This window comes from Allostigmatella hybrida, assembly GCF_020103775.1.
In the GTDB taxonomy this organism is placed as follows: Bacteria; Myxococcota; Myxococcia; order Myxococcales; family Myxococcaceae; genus Hyalangium; species Hyalangium aurantiaca.
The window spans coordinates 13,858-32,099 of record NZ_JAHXBH010000040.1 but is presented as its reverse complement, the minus strand read 5'-3'; the positions used below and the strand labels follow the sequence as shown (position 1 = coordinate 32,099).

15 protein-coding genes are annotated in these 18,242 nt (G+C 69.1%); 13 read left to right on the top strand and 2 right to left on the bottom strand.

Annotation, left to right across the window (positions count from 1 at the left end; translation table 11 throughout):
• Positions 1-9 precede the first annotated feature (9 nt).
• The 3 genes from KY661_RS34270 to KY661_RS34260 all read left to right on the top strand — a co-directional run bounded on the left by KY661_RS34270 (position 10) and on the right by KY661_RS34260 (position 3,758).
• A complete protein-coding gene (locus KY661_RS34270; protein ID WP_225414193.1) occupies positions 10-1,599 on the top strand; it encodes a glycoside hydrolase family 57 protein in 1,590 nt (529 codons plus the stop codon).
• A 100-nt stretch (positions 1,600-1,699) separates the two neighbouring features.
• Positions 1,700-3,151 (top strand): Do family serine endopeptidase, encoded by a 1,452-nt coding sequence (locus tag KY661_RS34265; RefSeq protein WP_225414192.1) that lies wholly within the window; start codon positions 1,700-1,702, stop codon positions 3,149-3,151.
• A gap of 10 nt (positions 3,152-3,161) precedes the next feature.
• Entirely contained in the window at positions 3,162-3,758 is a 597-nt protein-coding gene (locus KY661_RS34260; protein ID WP_225414191.1) for an SGNH/GDSL hydrolase family protein, read from the top strand.
• Positions 3,759-3,774: 16 nt separating this feature from the next.
• Here KY661_RS34260 and KY661_RS34255 read toward each other — a convergent pair whose 3' ends face one another.
• The gene (locus tag KY661_RS34255; RefSeq protein WP_225414190.1) at positions 3,775-5,688 is read right to left on the bottom strand and encodes a GGDEF domain-containing protein; all 1,914 of its coding nucleotides are present in this window, start codon (positions 5,686-5,688) and stop codon (positions 3,775-3,777) included.
• A gap of 168 nt (positions 5,689-5,856) precedes the next feature.
• On the opposite strand from KY661_RS34255, the gene pgeF reads away from it, so the two are divergent.
• The 8 genes from pgeF (at position 5,857) to KY661_RS34215 (ending at position 14,497) form a co-directional block, all read left to right on the top strand.
• On the top strand, positions 5,857-6,618 hold the full coding sequence (gene pgeF / locus KY661_RS34250; RefSeq protein ID WP_225414189.1) for a peptidoglycan editing factor PgeF: 762 nt from the start codon (positions 5,857-5,859) through the stop codon (positions 6,616-6,618).
• Between the two features lie 60 nt (positions 6,619-6,678).
• The gene (locus KY661_RS34245) at positions 6,679-7,482 is read left to right on the top strand and encodes a tetratricopeptide repeat protein (protein WP_225414188.1); all 804 of its coding nucleotides are present in this window, start codon (positions 6,679-6,681) and stop codon (positions 7,480-7,482) included.
• A 25-nt stretch (positions 7,483-7,507) separates the two neighbouring features.
• On the top strand, positions 7,508-8,701 hold the full coding sequence (locus KY661_RS34240) for a LysM peptidoglycan-binding domain-containing protein (protein WP_225414187.1): 1,194 nt from the start codon (positions 7,508-7,510) through the stop codon (positions 8,699-8,701).
• A gap of 114 nt (positions 8,702-8,815) precedes the next feature.
• Entirely contained in the window at positions 8,816-9,937 is a 1,122-nt protein-coding gene (locus KY661_RS34235) for a DNA-processing protein DprA (protein WP_225414186.1), read from the top strand.
• 9 nt (positions 9,938-9,946) lie between these two features.
• Complete coding sequence (gene topA, locus KY661_RS34230) at positions 9,947-12,481, top strand: type I DNA topoisomerase (RefSeq protein WP_225414185.1); 2,535 nt, start codon at positions 9,947-9,949, stop codon at positions 12,479-12,481.
• A gap of 155 nt (positions 12,482-12,636) precedes the next feature.
• Positions 12,637-13,371 carry a MotA/TolQ/ExbB proton channel family protein gene (locus tag KY661_RS34225; RefSeq protein ID WP_225414184.1) on the top strand — a complete coding sequence of 245 codons (735 nt, stop codon included), beginning with the start codon at positions 12,637-12,639 and terminating at the stop codon, positions 13,369-13,371.
• 17 nt (positions 13,372-13,388) lie between these two features.
• A complete protein-coding gene (locus KY661_RS34220; RefSeq protein WP_225414183.1) occupies positions 13,389-13,907 on the top strand; it encodes an ExbD/TolR family protein in 519 nt (172 codons plus the stop codon).
• 2 nt (positions 13,908-13,909) lie between these two features.
• Positions 13,910-14,497: an ExbD/TolR family protein gene (locus KY661_RS34215; protein WP_225414182.1), complete on the top strand. Its 588-nt coding sequence runs from the start codon at positions 13,910-13,912 to the stop codon at positions 14,495-14,497.
• Positions 14,498-14,542: 45 nt separating this feature from the next.
• Here KY661_RS34215 and KY661_RS34210 read toward each other — a convergent pair whose 3' ends face one another.
• The gene (locus KY661_RS34210; protein WP_075010781.1) at positions 14,543-14,929 is read right to left on the bottom strand and encodes a TraR/DksA family transcriptional regulator; all 387 of its coding nucleotides are present in this window, start codon (positions 14,927-14,929) and stop codon (positions 14,543-14,545) included.
• Positions 14,930-15,193: 264 nt separating this feature from the next.
• Here KY661_RS34210 and trmFO point away from each other — a divergent pair, with 264 nt between their 5' ends.
• Positions 15,194-16,549, top strand: a complete 1,356-nt coding sequence (gene trmFO, locus KY661_RS34205) for a methylenetetrahydrofolate--tRNA-(uracil(54)-C(5))-methyltransferase (FADH(2)-oxidizing) TrmFO (protein ID WP_225414181.1) — start codon at positions 15,194-15,196, stop codon at positions 16,547-16,549.
• On the top strand, positions 16,549-18,156 hold the full coding sequence (locus KY661_RS34200; RefSeq protein WP_225414180.1) for a gliding motility protein: 1,608 nt from the start codon (positions 16,549-16,551) through the stop codon (positions 18,154-18,156). Before trmFO ends, KY661_RS34200 begins: the two co-directional genes overlap by 1 nt.
• Positions 18,157-18,242: the final 86 nt, after the last annotated feature.

Sequence of the window (18,242 nt, the reverse complement as noted above, 5' to 3'; positions counted from 1 at the left end):
AACGCTCACATGAGTCAGGGCTCCCTGGCGCTGGTTCTCCACGCGCACCTGCCGTTCGTCCGCCACCCGGAGCACGAGGACTTCCTCGAGGAGGATTGGCTCTACGAGGCCATCTCCGAGACCTACCTTCCGCTGCTGCTCGTCTTCGACGAGCTGGTGGAGGAGGGGGTGCCGTTCCGGCTCACCCTGTCGCTCACCCCCACGCTCGTGAGCATGCTGCGGGATGAGCTGCTGATGAAGCGCTATGCGCGCAAGCTGGACCGGCTCTGCGAGCTGGGCGCGCTCGAGGCCCACCGCACCCGCGATGACGCCACCTTCGGCCCCATTGCCCGCTTCTACCAGGACCACTTCGAGGCGCTCCGGGTGGCCTGGCATGAGCGCTACGGAGGAGATCTCGTCAGTGCGTTCCGGCGGCTCCAGGACGCGGGGCACCTGGAGATCGTCACCTGCTGCGCCACCCATGGCTTCCTGCCGCTCATGCAGGACACGCCCGAGGCGGTGCGCGCGCAGATCACCGTGGCGGCCAGCCATTACCGGCAGACGTTCGGAAGGGATCCGCCGGGCATCTGGCTGGCCGAGTGCGGCTACTTCCCCGGGGTGGAGCGGTTCCTGGCCGCCGAGCGCATCCGCTATTTCTTCGTGGACACGCACGGGCTGACGGATGCGTCGCCCCGTCCGCTGTATGGCCCCTTCGCGCCCATCTATACGGAGGCGGGCGTGGCGGCGTACGCGAGGGATCCGGAGAGCTCCCAGCAGGTGTGGAGCGCCGAGAGCGGCTACCCGGGGGACCCGCTCTACCGCGAGTTCTACCGGGACATCGGCTGGGACCTGGATCTGAACTACATTCGGCCCTTCATCCAGCCCACGGGCGACCGGAAGAACACCGGCTTCAAGTACTACCGCATTACGGGCAAGACGCCCGACAAGCTCCCGTACTCACCCCAGGAGGCCCACGCGCGCGCGGCGGAGCACGCCGCCGACTTCTTGCGCAACCGCGAGCGGCAGGTGGACTTCCTGGCCCCGCGCATGAACGGCCGCCGCCCGGTGATTGTGGCCCCGTATGACGCGGAGCTGTTCGGCCACTGGTGGTTCGAGGGCCCCCAGTTCCTGGGCAGCCTCATCCGCCAGGTGGCCCGGGACTCCCGGAAGCTCCGGCTCATCACCCCCTCGGATGACCTGCGCGAGTGCCCGGAGAACCAGGTGGCCACGCCCCCGCTGTCCTCCTGGGGCTCGGGGGGCTATGCCTCCATGTGGCTGGACGGCTCCAACGATTGGATCTACCGGCACCTGCTCCAGTGTGCGCGGCAGATGGTGGCCCTGACGCGGGAGCACCCCGATGCCTCGGCCTTGAAGCGCCGGGCCCTCAACCAGGCGGCGCGCGAGCTGTTGCTCGCCCAGTCCTCGGATTGGGCCTTCATCATGAAGACGGGCACCATGGTGGATTACGCCGTCCACCGGACCCGGGAACACATCCTGCGCTTCCTGCGGCTGAGCGGGCAGATTCGGGACGGGAATATCGACGAGGGGTGGCTCTCCCAGCTCGAGGCCCGGAACAACATCTTTCCGGAAATCGACTATCGGGTGTACCGCCCCCTCTGACGCAAGCTCGGGAAGAGGGGAGGCGGTCCATTGTTCTCTGCGTGCCTCCGGAGGCGGATTCGCTTGCCGAGGGCGGATACCGCTTTAGCTTGGGAGAGCCATGAATCCCCGAACGCTTCGATTCCGAAACACCGCGGTCGTCACGATCGCCTTCGTCCTCTCCTCGGGAGCCCTGGCCCAGCCAGCGCCCACCCAGCCCACGCCTGCCGGCAACGTGCAGCCCGCGACGCGCGAGGCCCAGGCCCTTCCCTCCCTGGCACCGCTGATTGACTCGGTGAAGGCCGCCGTCGTCAACGTGGATGTGGCCGCCCGCGTGGGGAGCCGCTCCCGGTCCATGGAGCAAAACCCGCTGTTCGACCGCTTCTTTGGCGGCGGCCAGCCCGGCGGGGAGTCCGTCCGCCAGGGGGCAGGCTCTGGCTTCATCGTGGACGCCAAGGGCTTCGTGCTCACCAACAACCACGTCGTCGAGGACGCGGTCTCCATCACGGTCCGCCTCAATGACGGGCGCTCGTTCCCGGCCGAGGTGGTGGGGCGGGACCCGCTGACGGACGTGGCCGTCATCAAGCTCAAGGGCAAGCTCGACGCGCTGCCCACCGTGTCCCTGGGCGACTCGGAGGCCCTGCGCGTGGGCGACTGGCTGGTGGCCATCGGCAACCCCTTCGGCCTGGCCTCCAGCGTCAGCCTGGGCATCCTCTCCGCCAAGGCGCGAGACATCCAGGCGGGCCCCTTCGATGACTTCCTCCAGACGGACGCGGCCATCAACCCGGGCAACTCCGGCGGCCCGCTCTTCAACATGAAGGGCGAAGTCATCGGCATCAACACCGCCATCGTGGGCGGCGGCACGGGCATCGGCTTCGCGGTGCCCAGCAACCTGGTGAAGGCGCTGCTGCCCCAGCTGGAGAAGGAGGGCACCGTCACGCGCGGCTTCCTCGGGCTGGGCATCCAGGACCTGAACGCCGGCATCGCCGGGGCGCTCAAGCTGCCGGTGGAGCAGGGCGCCATCGTCAACAGCGTGAGTCCGGGCTCGCCGGCCGCCAAGGCGGGCGTGAAGCTGGATGACGTCATCGTGGCCTTGGACGGGCAGAAGATCGCCTCCGGGGGCGCCCTGACGCGCACGGTGGCGCTCAAGCGCCCGGGCACCGTCACCACGCTGACGCTCTACCGCAACGGCAACAAGCAGGACGTGAAGGTGACGCTGGGCACGCGGCCGGACCTGGAGAAGGTCGGCTCGCGCCCCACGGGCGAGTCCGAGGAGAGCTCCAAGGCGCGCGTGGGCCTGTCGCTGGACAACCTGGATGCGCGCACCGCGCAGCAGGCGGGCTTCGCCAACACGCAGGGCGCGCTCATCACCGATGTGGTGCCCGGCTCGCCGGCGGACCGCGCGGAGCTGGCCCCGGGGATGCTCGTCGTCGAGGCCAACCAGAAGCCCGTGCGCAGCGCGCAGGACCTGGCGAAGATCATCCGCTCCACGTCCTCCGGCGGCACGCTGCTGCTGCGCGTGATGGGGCCCGGCGGGGAGAACCGCTTCCTGCGCGCCCTCCAGGTGCCCTGAGGAGGCCCGGGTGAGCATCAACTACGTCGCGCTGGGGGACAGCTCGGCGGTGGGGGTGGGGGCGAGCCGCGGCGGGGGATACCCCGAGCGCCTCGCCTCCCGCCTGCGCCAAGCGGGGCTGTCCGTGGGGCTCACCAACCTGGGCATGAGCGGCGCGGTCGTCCGGGACGTCATCGCCTCCCAGCTCAAGCGGGCGGTGGCGAGCCAGCCCACGCTGGTGACCCTCGGCATTGGCATCAATGACTTGTGGCGTGGCACCGCGGTGGAGGATTTCCAGGCGGACCTGGACCGCATCGCCCAGCGCTTGAAGCCAGTGGGCGCCACCCTGGTGGTGGTGAACCTCCCGGACATGGCGCTGGCCCCGGTGGCGCGCCTGGTGCCCAGCCACCTCTACGAGGGCCGCATCGAGCCCTTCAACGAGGCGCTCCACGCCGTCGCCCGCGCGCACGGGATGCACGTGGTGGACCTCTACACCGCGAGCAAGGCGTTCCTCCCGGGGCGGCCCGAGTTCTTCTGCCACGATGGCTTCCACCCCTCGGACGCGGGCTACGAGCAGTGGGCGGACCTGATGCTGCCCACGGTGCGCCCGCTGGTGACGCCGCGCTGAGCGGCGTCCACGGGCCTCAGGCCTTGGCGCCGCCCGGAGGCATCCGCCCGCGGGCCGCCTCGGGGGCGGGGCGGCTGACGTGGGGGCCGCGCTCCCGGCCCGGGTGGATCTCCATGCCGGGCTCGTACGCGGACACCTGGTTCCGGCCCCCGCGCTTGCTGGCGTAGAGCGCGGAGTCCGAGCAGTCGATCAGCGTGTCCTGCTCGGCCGCGTCCACGGGGTAGCACGCCACGCCGACGGAGATGGTGACCTGGCCGGTGGAGGCGAGCCCCTGGGCCTCGGCCACCGCGCGCCGCAGCTTCTCGGCGACCTCCATCGCGTCGGCCTTGGAGGTCTGCGGCAGGAGGATCATGAACTCCTCGCCGCCGTAGCGCGCCAGGGTATCCACCTTGCGCACGCGGGTGCGAAGCACATCGCACACCTTGCGCAGCGTCTCGTCGCCCGCGCGATGGCCCGCCGCGTCATTGAGGCGCTTGAAGTGGTCCACATCCACCATGAGGATGGACAGGGGCGACTGATAGCGCTCGGCGCGGGCCAGCTCCTGCTCCATCCGGGCGAAGAGGTGGCGCCGGTTGGGCACCCCGGTGAGCGGATCCGTCATGGTCAGCTGCACCGTCTCCTCGTGCAGCCGGGCATTCTTCACCGCCGTGGCGGCCTGGTCGGCCACCGCCGTGAGCAGCTCCAGCTCCTCGGGGGAGAAGCTGGCCACCAGGGGGCGCTGGAAGTTGATCACCCCCAGCAGGGCGTCCATGTGCACCATGGGCACCGACAGCAACGCTCCCCTGTCTGCCTCACCCACCAGGTTACGCCGGGCGAACACGCTGGAGTGGTCCGACACATCGGTCAGGTACACCGCCCGGAGCGTCGCCGCGGCGCGGCCACAGGCCCCTTCGCCCACCTGGAACGTGAGCCCCTCGACGCCCTGGTTCTTCGGCCAGGCGCACCGGACCTCCAGGAGGCCGTCCGCGTTGACCAACATGATGGAGAAGTCGGGGATCTTCAGCCGCTCCACGATGAGCCGGGTGATGCGCTCGAGCATCTCCTCCAACTCCAGCGTGGAGTTGAGCGAGTGGGCCACGTCGAACAGCAGCGACAGCTCGGTGATGCGCTCCTCGAGCTTCTCCTTGAGGGCGAGTTTGTCCTTGGTCACCACCAGGTCGCGCTGGGTGTCGATCTCCTCCACCTTCATGGAGGTGAGGCGCCCCAGCATCTGGTTGAAGGCCGCGCCGAGCAGGGAGATCTCATCCGAGCCCTTCACTTCCGCGCGCACCAGCAGATCCCCTTCCTCCGCGCGGCGCATGACCGCCGCCAGCCGGCGCAGGGGTTGGGTGATGAAGAAGCGGAGGGACAGGGTGTTGACCAGGGCGAGCAGGGCGACGAACAGCACCGCCCCCACCGCGGCGGCCAGGAACCCCTGGTTGAGCGGGCGGCTGATCTCCGGCTCCGGCAGCCGCAGCTGGAGCATCCCCAGCGAGGCCTCGCCCGTCCGGTGGCAGCTCTCGCACTCGGCGCCGCCCAGTTGCCGGACGATCTCCGTGCCCTGGAACGCGGACGGACGCTTCCCGGATGGGGCGGCGCTCAGCCGCGAGAACTCCGCGTAGGGCTGACCTTCCTCCGCCCGCTGGCGCGACCAGCGGATCTGCCCGGTGGGCGTCAGGACGCGAAGCTCCTGGACGGAGCGCAGCAGGAGCGTGTTGGAGGTGATGACCTCCGGCACCGCGCCGTGCGGGTGTTCGCGGTCCGCCTGGGGCAGGGTGAAGGTGGAGGTGACGAACTCCGCCAGGGCCTGCGCCTCGTGCTGAGACGTTTCTTCGAGGGCCTGCTGCGTCTCGCGCCAGAAATAGCCCGCGCCAAGCAACGCGACGAGGAAGCCCGGCAAGGCGATGCTCCACAGGAGCTTCCGGCCGATGGTGTGCGAGCCCAAGTTCATATTCTCGGGATGAGCCCCCGGAGCCAGCTCCAGCAGACCCACAGGGTTGGAAGTCTCCGGTGGACGGCTTGAGGCTGTCAAACGTTCCTGGAGGAATTTTCTTTCGACAACGTGATTTCCCTGAGAACGATGTCCTCTCGGAACGGGTGGGTTACCGTGGAGTCCTCAATGGAGCCGCTGTTCATCACATCGCCGCTTTTGCCCGTGCCCCACGGCTTCGCCACGCGCCACGGAGGCGTGTCCGTGGGCCCCTACGCCTCGCTCAACCTGGGGTTCTCGGTGGGAGACGAGCGCGAGCACGTGGAGGAGAACTACCAGCGCCTGGCCCAGGCGGTGAGCGCGCTGCTCGGCATGCTGGCCACGGTGAAGCAAATCCACGGGGACCGGGTGGTGCACGCCGTGGCGGGGGAGGGCACCGGGCCGCTCCGGCCGCAGCAGACCGAGGCGGATGCGCTCTGGACGGATCAGCCCGGGCAGTGGGTGGGCGTGTCCACCGCGGACTGCGTGCCGGTGCTCCTGGTGGACCCGGAGGGCCAGCACGTGGCGGCGGTGCACTCGGGCTGGCGGGGCACGGACGCGGACATCTCCGCCCGGGCGGTGGACTCCCTGGTGGCGCGCGGCGCGAAGCCGGAGAAGCTGCTCGTGGCCGTGGGGCCCGCCATCCAGCAGTGCTGCTACGTGGTGTCCGGGGATCTCGCGCGGCGCTTCGCCACGCGCTTCGGCGCGGACGTGGTGGTGGCGCGGGGCGACGAGTTCCGGTTGGACTTGCCGCGCGCGGTGGTGCTGACGCTGCGGCGCATGGGGGTGAAGGTTCCCCACATGGACGTGCTACAGGAGTGTACCTCGTGTGACGCGGCGCAGTTCTTCTCGCACCGGCGGGACGCGGGCCGGACGGGGCGCCACCTCAATTTCGTGCTTCATCGCTTCTGATCCCGGCCGATTTCTTGACCGTCTCCGAGGCCCCTCTCTATCCTCGCTCCCCGGAGAACCGTGCTGAAGCGTCCTTCCATGCCCTGGCGGCTGATCGCCGCCGTCCCGTTGTGCTCGCTCCTGGCGTGCGCCACCCCTTCCGCGTCCCAGACGGAAGTGGCGGCGCTGCGCTCGGAGCTGCGCGCCCTTCGGGAGCAGCAGGCCCGCATGGGCGAGAAGCTGGAGCGCATCGAGCGCAGCGCCTCCGTGCTCAGCGCGCGTCCCGCGGCCACGAAGGCGCCCTCGGAGAAGGCGCCCTCGGAGCAGGCCCCGCCCTCCCGGGCGCCCGAGGTGCCGTCGCTCACGGTGGTGAAGCTCAAGCCGAAGAACGAGCCTGCCCCCTCGCTGCCCGTCCAGGTGGACGTGGTGGAGCCGGACACCGGCCAGGTGGAGCTGTTCGTCAGCTCCTCGCCCGGGGACACGGAGGCCGCGGAGCCCGCGAACACGGCGCTCCTGGACGCGGAGTTCGACCAGGCCGTGTCGGCGCTGCGCACCGGCAACGTGGAAGGGGGGGCCGCGCGGTTGCAGGCCTTCGCCGACCAGAACCCGCGCCATCCTCGCGCCGACAACGCGCTCTACTTTGGCGGGCTGGGCCTGATGGGCCTGAAGGATCTCGACGGTGCCTCCCGCCTCTTCGAGCGCCTCATCAACACCTATCCCGCAGGGGATGCCGTGCTCGACGGCATGCTCCGGCTCGCCGAGTGCAGGCTGAAGCTCAAGCAGCCCGAGGACGCTCGCGCGCTCTACACCCGCGTCATCACCCAGTTCCCAGGGACGGCCGCCGCCACCCAAGCCGAGCAGCGGCTCGCGTCCCTCTCGCCCTAGCTGCAGTCCGAAAGGAAGTCGTCCGATGCGCTCCCGGATCCTGACATCGCTCCTCCTGGCCGTGGTCCTCGCGCCGCCAGGCCTGGCCCGCGCCCAGGACGCGGAAGCCGAGGACCCCGAAGGCAGTGAGACGGAGGGCTCGGACGTCGCCGACGAGGCCGAGCCGGGCACCGCGCGGGTGCCCAACGTCGCGGGGGCCCGTGAGACGGCCCCGGGCGAGGTGCACACCGTGGTGGGCGGCGACACGCTGTGGGACTTGTCGCAGCAGTACCTGGGCAGCCCCTGGTACTGGCCCAAGGTCTGGTCCTACAACCCGGAGATCGCCAACCCGCACTGGATCTACCCGGGCAACCGGGTGCGTTTCTTCCCCGGAGGCGAGGAGGTGCCCTCGCGCGTGGAGACGGGCGTGGGCCCCGTGGAGGAGGACGAGCCCATCCAGGCCGCCACGGAGATGAGCGGCGAGGACCTGGTGTCCGTGTCCGGAAAGATTTCCTACCAGCCCCAGGGCACCACGCTCGCCGTCACGCAGGCGTTCGTGACCCAGAAGGAAGTGGATGAGGCGGGGCGGATCGAGAACTCCTTCTCCGACGCGGAGATGCTCTCCTTCCCGGACAAGGTCTACGTGCGCTTCAAGCGCAAGGCCGACGCGAAGGTGGGCGACCGCTACCTCGTCTTCCGCACCGTGCAGCAGATCGACCACCCGGTGACCAAGAAGAAGAAGGTGGGCTACCTCACGGAGCTCAACGGCACGCTCAAGGTGCTGTCGGTGGGGGACAAGTTCGTCACCGCGCAGGTCCAGGACACCTGGAACCCCATCATGCGCACGGACCTCGTGGGCCCGTACGGCGAGAAGCTCACCGACCGCATCGCCGTCAAACCCAACAGCAAGGCGCTCAAGGGCTACATCGTCACGGCCCTGGTGCCGTACCTGACCTTCACCGGCGAGCACAGCGTGATGGTGGTGGACAAGGGCAGCGCCGACGGCGTGGAGGTGGGCAACGTCTTCACCATCGTCCGCCAGGAGGACACGGTGGGCGGGACGATGCTGAGGCCCACGGAGAAGGACAAGGCCCTGCCGGCGGAGGCCATTGGCCAGTGCCTCGTCACCGAGGTGAAGGAGCGCGCCTCCAACTGCCTGCTGACGGCGTCCCTGCGCGAAATCGTCCCCGGCGACCGCGCGGAGCTTCGTGTAGGCAAGGCACCTACCGCGAGCCGTTAACGGCATCCTCCGGTCCGGCCTGCTTGACCGCTGCCGGTCCGGTGTTTATGTGTCGCGCCGCCTTCCGTCGGTCCCATCATCTATATAGGTGGAAACCGAGCGGGGGGGGACTCTATGGCGCGTACCTTGTCGTACATTCTGTCGGCGGACCAGGGTGCCACGCTGGCGTTCTGGTCAGTCCCGGGCCTGGGCCCGAAGACCTTGGAGGCGCTGCGCGCCTTCGCCGGTGGAAGCCTGGAGACGCTGGTGTCCCGGCCGGTGCGCGAGTGGCTGGCGCAGGCGCCCGTCTCCGCCCCCGTGCGCGGGCGGCTGGCGGCCGGTGAGCCCCTGCCGGTGTTGGCCGAGCGCACCCTGGAGCGGTGTGCCGCCGGTGGGATGGAGGTGGCCTTCTCCGGACAGCCGGCCTACCCCGAGCGCCTCGTGGGCACGCCGGACGCGCCCCCGCTGCTCTTCTACAAGGGCCAGGTGGGGCCCCCGCGCCGCCGCGTGGCCCTGGTGGGCAGCCGGCACCCGGAGCAGGGGTTTCTCCCCTTCGCCCGGGACTTCGCGCGGCAGGTGGCCGAAGGCGGCGTGGGTGTGGTGTCCGGGGCCGCCATGGGGGTGGACCGGGCCTGCCACTGGGGCGCCCTGGATGCCGGGGGAGAGACCTGGGCCTTCCTCGGCTCGGCGCTGGACGAGCTGGACCCGCCCCAGGCCCGCCTGCTTCCTCACCTCCTGGAGCGGGGGGGCGTGTTCTTCAGCGAGCTGCCCCCGGGCGTCCGGGCAAGCAGGTCCACCTTTCCCCGGCGCAACCGGCTCATCGCTGGCGCGTCGGATGCGGTGGTGGTGTTGCGGGCGGGCCGGGAATCCGGGGCCCTGTACACCGCGGTGGCGGGGGAGGCGCTGGGGCGCCCCGTCCTGGCGCTGCCCGGGGATGTGCGCAACGCGGCCGCCGAAGGGTGCAACGGGTGGATCCGGGCGGGGCGGGCGCGGGCGTGCCTCTCGGTGAAGGATGTCTGGGATTTCGTGGGGGCGCGCCCGGTGGTGGCGGTGCCTCCGGGGGCGGGGGAGGGGTGGGAAGGGCTCTCGGCGGAAGCCAAGGGCACCTATGGGGTGTTGGATCGGGTCCCCCGTACCTTTGAGGAAGTACTGGCTGCGGTCCGGCTCTCACCCGCGGCGCTCACGAGCGCGCTGGTGGAGTTGGAGCTGTCGGGGTTGCTGATCCAGCACCCGGGCAGGGTGTTCGAGCGGATTTGAGGAGAAGTCATGGCCACGCGGAAGAAGAAGGCGGACGAGACAGGCACCGAGGCCGAGGAGACGACGGCTGCCAAGAAGAAGGCAAAGCGTCCAGCGGCCAAGAAGGCGGCCGCCAAGAAGAAGACGGCCTCCAAGAAGCCCAAGGACGCGGGCTCGCTGGCCACGGTGGAAGTGTCGGCCGGCGAGGAAGAGGAGGCCACGCCGCGTGGCAAGGGCCCGCACTACCTGGTGGTCGTGGAGTCGCCCGCCAAGGCGAAGACCATCAAGAAGTACCTGGGCACGGGCTACACGGTGAAGGCCTCCGTGGGCCACGTGAAGGACTTGCCCAAGAGCAAGATCGGCGTGGACGTGGAGCACGACTTCCAGCCCGAGTACCAGGTCATCAAGGGCAAGGAGAAGGTGCTCAACGAGCTGAAGAAGGCCGCCAAGTCCGTGGACAAGGTGTTCCTGGCCACGGACCCCGACCGCGAGGGCGAGGCCATCGCCTGGCACATCTTCGAGGAGCTGGGCCACAAGGACTCCTACCGGGTGCTCTTCAACGAGATCACCAAGAAGGCCATCCAGGAGGCCATCGCCCAGCCCCGCCAGCTCAACCAGGAGAGCTACGACTCGCAGCAGACGCGGCGCATCCTGGACCGGCTGGTCGGCTATCAAATCTCGCCGCTGCTCTGGAAGAAGATCCGCCGGGGGCTGTCTGCGGGCCGCGTGCAGTCGGTGGCCGTGCGGCTCATCTGCGAGCGCGAGGATGAGATCAAGGCCTTCCAGCCCCAGGAGTACTGGACGCTGGATGCGCTGCTGGAGGGCGCCTCGGGCCCGCCGCCCTTCAAGGCCAAGCTCTCCAAGATCGACGGCAAGAAGGTGGAGCTGAAGGACCGCCAGACGACCGACGGGCTGGTGGCGGAGCTGCAGGGCGCGGACTTCTCCGTCGCCAAGGTGGACCGCCGCGAGCGCCGCCGCAACGCGCCCGCGCCGTTCATCACCTCCAAGCTCCAGCAGGAGGCGGCCAACCGGCTGCACTTCACCGCCAAGAAGACGATGACGCTCGCCCAGCGCCTCTACGAGGGCATTCCCATGGGCGAGGAGGGTCAGACGGCGCTCATCACGTACATGCGTACGGACTCCACGCGCCTGTCGGACGACGCGGTGAAGCAGGTGCGCGAGTACATCGGCGGCCACTACGGCGGGGACTACCTGCCCGAGGAGCCCGTGGCGTACCGCAGCAAGAAGAGCGCCCAGGACGCGCACGAGGCCATCCGGCCCGTGTCCCTGGAGTACCCGCCCGAGCGGGTGCGTCCCTTCTTCGACCAGATGGGCGAGGAGGACATGTTCCGGCTCTACGAGCTCATCTGGAACCGGTTCGTGGCCTGCCAGATGAAGCCCGCCGTGTATGACCAGACGAGCGCGGACATCGCCGCGGGGCGGGCCACGTTCCGTGCCTCGGGCTCCACGCTGAAGTTCCCCGGCTACCTCAAGGTGTATGGCGCCGGGCTGACGCCCGAGGAAGAGGCGGCCAACGAGAAGGCCAAGGCCGCGGGCGACGAGGGCGCCGAATCGGCGGAGGCCACCGGCGAGCTGCCCCCGCTCAACGAGGGGGACATGTTGCGCCTGCAGAAGCTCCTCAACGAGCAGCACTTCACCCAGCCGCCGCCGCGCTTCTCCGAGGCCACGCTGGTGAAGGAGCTGGAGGAGCAGGGCATCGGCCGTCCCTCCACCTACGCGGCCATTCTGTCCACCATCCAGGACAAGAAGTACGTGGAGAAGCTGGAGGGCCGCTTCCGGCCCACGGACCTGGGGGTGATGACCAACGAGATGCTGGTCAAGCACTTCCCCAAGGAGATGGCCGTCGCCTTCACCGCGGACCTCGAGGAGAAGCTGGATCAGATCTCCGAGGGCGGCACGAGCTGGAAGGCCGTGCTCCACGACTTCTACGGGCCCTTCAAGGAGACGCTCGAGAAGGCCGAGGCGGAGATGCGCGACGTCAAGCGCGAGGAGATCAAGACCGACATTCCTTGCGAGAAGTGCGGCAACCCGCTGGTCATCAAGTTCGGGAAGATGGGCCACTTCCTGGCCTGCTCCAACTACCCGGACTGCAAGAACACCAAGGACTTCAAGCGGGACGCGGAGGGCAAGATCGTCATCGTGGAGGAGGAGACCACGGACGAGAAGTGCGAGAACTGCGGCAAGCCCATGGTGATCAAACGGGGCCGCTTCGGGCGCTTCCTCGCTTGCTCGGGCTACCCGGATTGCAAGACTTCCAAGCCCATCTCCATCGGCGTGAATTGCCCGGACTGCAAGCAGGGCTACCTCACCGAGCGCCGCAGCGGGCGGGGGAAGATCTTCTTCGGCTGCAACCGCTACCCGGACTGCAAGTTCGCCGCGTGGGACCGGCCCCTGGCGGAGAGCTGCCCCCAGTGCCAGTCGCCCTACCTGCTGCAGAAGTTCTCCAAGCGGGACGGCGTCTACGTGGCCTGTCCCAACAAGGAATGCGACTACCGGCGCGAGGTTCAGCAGCCGGCCGAGGCAAGCGCTCCCTCTGCTGCCTGAAACACCAAGCATTCCCGGCAGGTAGCCAGAGGGCGCCTTGACACCCTCGTCAGGCGCCCTCTAAAAGTGGAGCCCGATTCCTGCCGGGGTGTCCACCCTCCGTGAATGCGCGGAGGGCGTTGGACCCGGGGGGCATCGAAAGGATTCGCAGCGCGATGATCCCCCTGATGAGCGAACTGCTGGACGGACTGCTGCTGGCTGCGGCTCCGGAGGGCGGCAAGCTGGGCGTGGTGGACTCCGTCGTGAAGTTCTTCAAGGACGGCGGCCCTTTCATGTTCGTGAACCTCTTCTGGTTCGCGTGCTCCCTGGCGGTGGCCGCTGAGCGCTTCTTCACGCTCATGTTCCGCTACAACCTCCATGCGCCGCCCTTCATGGAGCAGATCTCCAAGCTCGTCATGACGGGCAACGTGGACCGCGCGGTGAAGCTGTGCAGCGCGGCGCCCAACGCCCCCCTGGCCAAGGTGATCCGCGCCGGGCTCACCCGCGCCAACCGGGGCGAAATCGAGGTGGCCAAGGCCGTGGAGGAGGCCCTCGTGGAGCACACCCCTCACGTGGGGGCGCGCATCCCCTGGCTCTGGTCCCTGGCGAACATCGCCACCCTGGTGGGGCTGGTGGGCACCATCTTCGGCCTCATCGGCACCTTCCAGGCGCTCGGCAACGTGCCGGCGGAGCAGAAGCAGCAGCTGCTCTCGGACGGCATCTCCAAGGCCATGAACAACACGGCCTTCGCGCTGTCCATCGCGGTGCTGTGCATCGTCTTCCACCTCATCCTCACCTCGTACTCGAAGGGCATGGTGGAGAGCGTGGAGCTCAACGCGCTGCGGCTGGAGAACCTGCTGTCGCGCCGCAACGCCGGCGAGCCGGGCGACACGGACACGCGGGCCGCCTGAGCGGGGGAGAGCACCGCATGGCGTTCTACTTCTCGCGGCGGAAGCTGAAGCCTCGTGAGGACGAGGAGACAGGGGAGCTGAACATCGTCCCCTACCTCGACATCCTCATGAACCTCATCATCTTCATGCTGCTGTCGATTACCGGTCTGGCCTCGTTCGGCATCCTGAACGTGAGCGCGCCCAGCTATGGCGGCCCGTCCGCGGGCGTCCAGCAGGATCCGGGCGATCAGCCCAAGCTGACGCTCAGCGTGCTCATCTCCCGCAAGGGCTACTTCGTCAACAGCGAGAACACCATCCTGGGCGATGGCACCGCGCCCACCATCCCCCTCAAGGCGGATGGGGGCTACGACTTCGAGGCGCTGGGGGCCAACATGCTGGAGATCAAGAAGGCCTTCCCCACGGAGACCAAGGTCATCATCGCCGCGGACGCGGACGTGCCCTACGACACGCTCATCCAGACGATGGACACCTGCCGGGAGACACCGGGCTCGCCCCGGCGGCTCCTGTTCCCGGACGTCACGCTGGCGGGGTTCTGAGCATGGCTGGCGCGCCCGTCTCCCCCGTGAAGACCCCCGCCCAGGAGGAGCAGCTCCTGCGGATGCGCTACCGCAAGGCGATGGCGCGCAAGAAGCGCAAGGAGCGCGACGCCGCGGGCGAAATCAAGGAGCTGAACATCACCGCGATGATGGACATGATGACCATCCTCCTGGTGTTCCTGCTCAAGTCCTTCGCCTCGTCGTCCGCGTCGGTGACGGCCTCGGAGGATGTGCGGCCCCCCATCTCCACCACCCGCGCCACGCCCCGCGACACGGTGGCCGTCACCATCACCCCCAAGAACATCCTGGTGGGGGACAAGGAAGTGGTGCGGCTGGTGAATGGGCAGGTGCCCGCGGATCAGCTCCAGGGGCGGCTCGTGCTGGGGCTGGATGCCCAGCTCAAGAAGGAAGTGGAGAAGCTGAAGTACATCGCCGATCGCAACCCGGCGGCCCCCTTCAGCCGGGAGCTGTCCATCATCGGGGACAAGAAGGTCCCCTATGACATGCTGCTCACCATCCTCTACACCGCCGGCCAGAACGAGCTGGAGAACTACCGGTTCGTGGTCCTCATGCAAGAGGGCGCGGAGTAGCCGGTGGGGCCCGGGGCACGTGTGCCCCGGCCCCGCATGCCGCCGCTACAGGGACGACGTGGCCATGCGCCCGCCGCGCGTCTCCAGCTCGTGGCTGGTGGCATCCTCCTCGCAGCGGATGGCGAAGGGCATGGCCTCCAGGCGCTCCATGGGAATCTCGGTGCCGCAGTCCACGCACTCCCCGAAGACGTTCTCATCCATGCGCCGCAGCGCGGCGTCGATGAGCATGATCTCCCGGCGCTGGGCCTCGACCAGGCTGGACAGCGTGTAGTCGGCCAGCTCGGACTGGGCCCCCTCCTCGTACTCGGGGTCCTTCTCCTGTTGCTTGAGCGCGTCCAGCTCCCGGTGGGTCCCCAGGCTCACCGTGAGGATTTCCCGGCGGCGGCGCTGCAGGAGTTCTCGGATTCTCAGCAGTTCATTGACTCGAGTCATGGCCAAAGTGGCTCCCTCACGAGGTGAAATGGGCTCACCGGGTCCTGCTTCCCGATGGGTGAACGCGAGAAACGTAGGGGTGCTGAGCAGGTAGGGAAACCGGCTCCCCCTCGGGAGCGAGGTGCTGGGACGGTGAGCGGCTAGGCAGGCGGGGGCCGCCTGCGTCACGGGGTGTACGGGGGTGTTTTCCCTGCTGGGAAAGGGCAGGGCAGTCCTGCTAACAGCGTCCCGGACGGGCGCCGATGGGCCCTGGAGGAGTCAGAGATGCCGGAAGCGAAGCCGCGCGTGACAGTGATTGGTGGAGGGCTGGCGGGCAGTGAGTGTGCCTGGCAGCTCGCCCGGCGAGGGGTGGCGGTGACGCTGCGGGAGATGAAGCCGCACAAGCGCTCACCAGCCCACAAGACGGATCAGTTCGCCGAGCTGGTGTGCTCCAACTCCTTCCGCTCGGACAACCCGGAGAGCGCCATCGGGCTGCTGCACGCGGAGCTGCGCGCGGTGGGCTCGCTCATCCTGGGGCGGGCGGACACGCACCGGGTGCCGGCCGGCGATGCGCTCGCGGTGGACCGGGAGCAGTTCTCGGACGCGGTGACGCAGGCGGTGCGCGAGCACCCGCTGGTGGAGGTGGTGGGCGGCGAGGTGGAGACGCTGCCGGACGGGCTGGTGGTGGTGGCCACCGGGCCGCTCACCTCGGACGCGCTCACGCGGGAGCTGGAGCGGTACGTGGGGCAGAAGCTCTACTTCTATGACTCCATCGCGCCCATCGTCTCCGGGGACTCCATCGACCTGGACATCGCCTTCCGCCAGAGCCGCTACGGCAAGGGCGATGGGGACGACTACCTCAACCTGCCGATGAACCAGGAGGAGTACTACCGCTTCATCGCCGAGGTGAAGGCGGGCCAGAAGCTCACCCCGCACAGCTTCGAGGAACCCAAGTACTTCGAAGGGTGTCTGCCCATCGAGGTGATGGCGGAGCGGGGCGATGAGACGCTGGCCTTCGGGCCGATGAAGCCCGTGGGGCTGATGGATCCGCGCACGGGCCAGGCGCCCTACGCGGTGGTGCAGCTGCGCATGGAGGACCGGGCCGGCACGGCGTGGAACATGGTGGGCTTCCAGACGCGGCTGACCTGGGGCGAGCAGAAGCGCATCTTCACCACCTGCATCCCGGGGCTGAAGGACGCGGAGTTCCTGCGCATGGGGCAGATCCACCGCAACACGTTCATCGACTCGCCGCGGCTGCTGGACAGGGACTTGTCGCTGAAGGCGGAGCGGCGGCTGTTCTTCGCGGGACAGATTACCGGGGTGGAGGGCTACGTGGAGTCCTCGGCGTGCGGCTACCTGGCGGCGCTGGCGGTGCATGCGCGGCTGACGGGGCAGGAGCTCGTCCCACCCCCGGCCACCACGGCGCTGGGCTCGCTGTACCGGCACGTGACGGGCGAGGCGCACCCGCCGGACTACCCGCACCAGCCCTCGAACATCATCTTCGGCCTGTTCCCGCCGCTGCCCGGGCGGGTGAAGAAGGCGGAGAAGCGGGCGCGGTACGCGGCGCGGGCGCAGGAAGACCTGCTCACGTGGCTGCCTACCGTGGCCGTGGGAGAGACCCTGCAGCAGAGGAGCGCGTGATGCGGTTTCGTCGTCTCGTCATGGTGGGAGCGCTCGCGGCGCTCTGCGGCGTGGGGTGCAAGCGCGAGGAGTCCAAGTCCAGCGGCGCGGGCGGCGGTGCGGCCCCCAGCCGGAGCAAGGGCGCGCTGGTGGGCGGCATGGGGACGCTGCTGGCCCCGGGCAAGGCGGTGGACCTGCGGGTGACGCCGGATGGCCAGTTCCTCACCTACCTGCTGGAGGCGAAGAAGCCCCGGCTCGACGGGATTCCCCCGCAGATGGTGCTGGGCGAGCTGTACCTCGTCCCGGCGGCGGGCGGCACGCCGCGCAAGCTGGGCGAGGGCGTCACCAACGTGCCGGGCGGCCTGCTCTTCACCGCGAAGCCGGGGTACGTGCTGTTCCTGGGCGGCTACAACCCGGCGAGCCAGTCCGGGGCGCTGTACGCGCAGCCGCTGGCGGACCCCACCGCCGAGCCGGTGAAGCTGGGCACGAACGTGACGTACATGCTGCCGAGCCCGGACGGGCAGCGGGTGGCCTTCGTGGACGGCGGGGTGCTGAAGCTGGGCCCGCTGCCGCAGGGGCCCTTCCAGGACGTGGGCGGCGAGGTGTCCACGGCCCAGTTCACCCCGGACGGCAAGGTGCTGTTCTTCAAGCGCAAGCTGGTGGCCGCGGGCGGGCTGGCGGCGGTGCGGGTGGAGCAGCCCGCGGAGGCCCCGCGCAAGCTGGGCGACTACGTGGGCGACTACGAGGTGTCCAAGGACGGCCGCCACGTAGCGTGGCAGGTGCGCAGCGAGGCCGTGCGTGGCATGTACGACTTGTTCATCGCGGACCTGGCGGACCTGAAGCCCCGGCAGGTGGCCACGGGGACGAAGGCGTTCGGGTTCTCGCCGGACAGCCAGTGGCTGGCGCGCACGGAGAACGGCAAGCCCGAGGAGCTGGGCGAGTTGACGGTGGGCCCCGCCAACGGGAGCGCCGGGCGCAAGGTGGGCGAGCGCGTGGAGGAGTTCTCCTTCGCGCCGGACTCTGGGGCGCTGGGCTTCCTGGAGCGGTATGACCCCTCGGCGCGCGCGGGGCTGATGAGCGTGGTGAAGCTGCCGGATGGGACGACGAAGCAGGTGGGCAACCGCGTGCCCAACTTCACCTGGGGCTCGGAGGGCAAGTACGTGGCGTTCCTCTCGCGCTTCCTCAAGCCCATCTACTCGGTGGACTTGATGATCTACGAGGTGGGGGCGGAGGCCTCGGAGAAGGTGCACCCGGGCGTCTTCGGCTACGGCTTCACGCCGGGAGACAAGGAGGTCGTCTTCCGCACCAACTGCATTCGCGAGGGCCGGGCGTGTGACTTCAAGGCGCTGGCCCTGCCGAAGACGCAGGCCGAGCCGGTCACGTGGCTCCAGAGCATCTTCAGCTACAAGCTCTCCTCGGATGGCCAGCGCGTCCTCGTCTCCTACGCGCGCATGGACTCGGACTCCTACGACGTGGCCGTCTACGACGTGAAGACGCAGGCCCGGAAGACGCTGGAGCAGCGGGTGAAGATCCCCGCCTACTTCGCGGGCGAGGGGGACTCGCTCGTCGCTTTCCTCATCAGCGAGGGCGCCGCGCCCGGCGTGTACACCGCCCCGGCCCAGCCCTAGGTTTCTTGCCTTCTAAGGTGAAGGCAAAGGTAGGTGTAGCGGAAACAACGGAGCACATGGTGAGATAATGTGGATAAAAGGCCGCC